This is a genomic window from Flavobacterium sp. (genome assembly GCF_023151265.1).
Lineage (GTDB): Bacteria > Bacteroidota > Bacteroidia > Flavobacteriales > Flavobacteriaceae > Flavobacterium.
The window spans coordinates 1-1,896 of record NZ_JAKLJH010000227.1; the positions used below are offsets into that span (position 1 = coordinate 1).

Annotated in this window: 4 protein-coding genes; 2 read left to right on the forward strand and 2 right to left on the reverse strand. The window is 33.0% G+C overall.

Features of this window, described 5'->3' with window-relative positions; all coding sequences use genetic code 11:
* Together L6Q46_RS13830 and L6Q46_RS13835 are read left to right on the forward strand one after the other, a co-directional pair.
* Positions 1–158: TraR/DksA C4-type zinc finger protein (locus L6Q46_RS13830; RefSeq protein ID WP_291284803.1), on the forward strand; the 158-nt coding region annotated here is incomplete at its 5' end.
* A gap of 82 nt (positions 159–240) precedes the next feature.
* Positions 241–873: a lipoprotein signal peptidase gene (locus L6Q46_RS13835; RefSeq protein WP_291284801.1), complete on the forward strand. Its 633-nt coding sequence runs from the start codon at positions 241–243 to the stop codon at positions 871–873.
* Here the strand turns inward: L6Q46_RS13835 and L6Q46_RS13840 are convergent.
* Positions 870–1,433, reverse strand: a complete 564-nt coding sequence (locus tag L6Q46_RS13840) for a 5-formyltetrahydrofolate cyclo-ligase (RefSeq protein WP_291284804.1) — start codon at positions 1,431–1,433, stop codon at positions 870–872. The two genes, L6Q46_RS13835 and L6Q46_RS13840, sit on opposite strands and share 4 nt — an antisense overlap.
* 6 nt (positions 1,434–1,439) lie before the next feature.
* On the reverse strand, positions 1,440–1,896 hold a 457-nt coding region (locus tag L6Q46_RS13845; protein WP_291284802.1), incomplete at its 5' end, for an SIMPL domain-containing protein.

The window sequence follows — 1,896 nt, forward strand, 5'->3', positions numbered from 1 at the left end:
AAGAAAAATTCATTAGAGATTTAAAAAATGCCTTGATTCGTATCGAGAACAAAACCTATGGTATTTGTAAAGTTACAGGCAAATTGATAAGTAAAGAAAGATTAAAAATCGTTCCTCATGCAACTATGAGTATCGAAGCAAAAAACTTGCAACGTTAATCTTTTTACAAAATTATACTAACGCTCCGTTTGGGGCGTTTTTTATTTGATAAATTCCACTATTTTTGCAAAAAAATTGAACATGTCGTTAAAGAAAGCCTATTTATTAATCATTGCTATTTTATTAATTGATCAGATTTCGAAAATCTATATCAAAACGCATTTTTTTATTGGAGAATCCATAAAAGTAATGGGTTTAGAATGGTTTCAAATTCATTTTATAGAGAATGAAGGTATGGCTTGGGGCGCTGAAATTCCGGGCGAACATGGAAAATTAATCTTAACCTTATTCAGAATCGTAGCCGTAGGCGGAATCGCTTGGTGGTTGTGGGATTCGGTAAAAAAGAAAGCTTCTAATTATTTAATCGTAGCTATTGCTTTGATTTTCACCGGCGCTTTAGGAAATATTATTGATTCTGTTTTTTACGGTGTCATTTTTAACGATAGTTACCATCAAGTAGCAACAGCTTTTTCCGACCAACCTTATGGTACTTGGTTCCACGGAGAAGTAGTAGATATGTTCTATTTTCCAATGTGGGAAGGTAATTTGCCTTCTTGGTTGCCAATTTGGGGTGGCAAACATTTCACTTTCTTTAACGCCATTTTTAACGTAGCCGATGTAGCAATTTCAACTGGTGTTGGGATTTTGATTGTGTTTAATAAAAGAGCATTTGCTCATGCGGATAAAGAGGAAGTGACAGTTGAGGAAAATTAAAATTTAAAAACCTCCTCAGGCGTCACACAAAAATCCAATTTCACATCATTTGCTGAAACATCCTCAATTTTTTCTTCTGGAGGAAAGAACGATAACCCAATTTTAATCGTTTCGGGCTTGCATTTGCTTAAAAAGTTATCGTAGAAGCCTTTTCCGTAACCCACGCGGTTTCCTTGTTTGTCGTAGGCTAAAAGTGGTACAAAAACAACATCAATTTTCGCATCAGGCACTTCTAAACCATCAACGGGTTCTGGAACGTTGTAACTGTTCTTTTTAATTTTGGTATTATCCGTTAATAAAAAATGCGTCATTCCTAAAGTGGCAAATTCGCACTTTGAAATGACGATTTCTTTATCTTTTCCCGCTAAAATTTGAAGAATATATTCGGTATTGATTTCTTTTTGCTCTTCAATCGTTAAAAACAAATGGTAATATAATTTGTTCCAAATGTCCATACGCAACAATTGGTTCGCAATCGCCAAACTTTTGTCTTCGATTTCTTCTTGAGTTAACTTTTGCCTTTCAGCTTTTGCTTTTTGCCTTAAAGATTTTTTATCCAACATCTATTATTTATCTAGCAATTCATACGTTACATAAAGAGTATATGTAATAGTTTGTTCAGGTTGTTTGTTGTTGTTTGATAAATAGTTGGAAGTTCCGCCTGTTACACTCGAATTCGGCGTATTATCATCAATAACTAAAAGCTTTCCAATTTTTTTATTGGATTTTGATGCTAAAAATTCAGCTTTTGCCTTAGCATTTTCTAGCGCTTTTGATGACATTTCTTGAGCTAATACCTCTGATTTATCAAACACATAATTAATTTGTACAGCCGTAACTCCGTTTACTTTTAGGTTATTGATTAACTCAATTCCTTTTTCAATATTGTTTAATGATAGACTATAATTTCGGGTATTATTACCAAAAGTCTTATCTGAAATAGATTGAAAACTTAGTTTTTCTTTAGAATAATTGTTTTTCGTAATAAAGGATTGAACTTCTTCCAATACTTCAGGAATAGTT

Coding starts and splice junctions, on each gene's coding strand:
- L6Q46_RS13835 (WP_291284801.1), top strand. CDS start 241: ATGTCGTTAAAGAAAGCCTATTTATTAATCATTGCTATTTTATTAATT.